1 protein-coding gene is annotated in these 1,191 nt (G+C 55.8%); it reads right to left on the minus strand.

The annotated features are described in order from the left end of the window. Positions 1-32: 32 nt before the first annotated feature. Positions 33-980, minus strand: coding sequence for an IS110 family transposase (locus tag AC1DVE_RS31110; RefSeq protein ID WP_223453708.1), 948 nt, complete (start codon positions 978-980; stop codon positions 33-35). Between the last annotated feature and the right edge of the window lie 211 nt (positions 981-1,191).

Genomic DNA, 1,191 nt, shown 5'->3' on the forward strand with positions numbered 1-1,191 from the left:
CTGTGGGAGATTCTATGGTTGAGGGAAAGCCCTCAACCTGCTTTTGGTTGGTATTCGCTCTGCCCTTTCAGCAGTGCAAATACGATCCGGGCAAGTTTGCGGGCCAGTATCACCAGTGCCTGCGTAGTGCTGAACCCTTTGGCTCTTTGCTCTTCATAAAAGCCTTTCCAGGCGGCTGTGCGGCTGGCCGACATGGCGGCGTTGTGCAGCAGTCGACGCGCTTCCGGGTCGCCTCGCTTTGTCAGGCTGCGGCGACCGTCCTTTTGTCCTGACTGCGACACCCGCAAATCCATCCCTAAAAATGCGATGAAGGCATCTGCATTTCTGAAGTCGCCTCGCTGAAAGGCCGCGATCAAGCGCGCTCCGGTTAAAAAACCAATACCTTCAACTTTCATGCAACGCTTCAACTGGGCCAGCAAGCCGGCCTCTTTCAGGCGGTCGTTGATCATTTTCTCGACCAGCCCTTCAAGTCTCTGCATGGAGGCCACTTGCTCGGCAAAAGCGGCTTTGAGCAGCGGTTCATTTGTCCAGCTCTGCACCAGGCGAACCCGCGCCTGAACCAGCGCCGCGCGCCGGCGGAAAAGGCTCAAGAGGCAGCGGTACAACGGCGAGGGCGGAATCCATGGATGGAGCTCTTCATATTCGTTTTTCAGATAGCGGGCGAGCAACTTTGCATCCAGTGCGTCCGTTTTGGCGCGAACTTTCACACCTTTGCGGTAATGGCTCAGTTCATAGCCGCCGACCATGTAAATGGTGCAACCGGCCTCATGGGCCAGGTCGGCGAACTCCAGGTGATAGATATTGGTCGACTCAATCGCGACATCGACCGGCGCCGGCAAGGCTTTCAGCCATTTCTTGATGGCTGGCTTGTTATTGGGAAGCGTCTCAAGCAGTTCCAGTTCGGCCTGATAGATCACCAATTCACTCTTGGCGACATCCACGCCCACGATTGGCTTGATAGCAGAAACCGGCATTGCCATTGAACATCCCCCGAGATATGGTTTTGAGCACTTGAAGGGCTCACCCAGAGGCGCAGGCTTGTTCCTATCGTCGGTCTAGCCAGATGCATTCTTTATCGGCGCTTGGGTGAAAGGAGGAGGGGCGAAATCTCCCACGGATCTGTACTGCGCTAACAGTCAGAATCGAGCCTTGTCCCTCCTCCTCCCTTCAAGTCCTAGCATACAAGCGAGC

It is taken from the genome of Pseudomonas sp. P4_B4 (assembly GCF_056402255.1).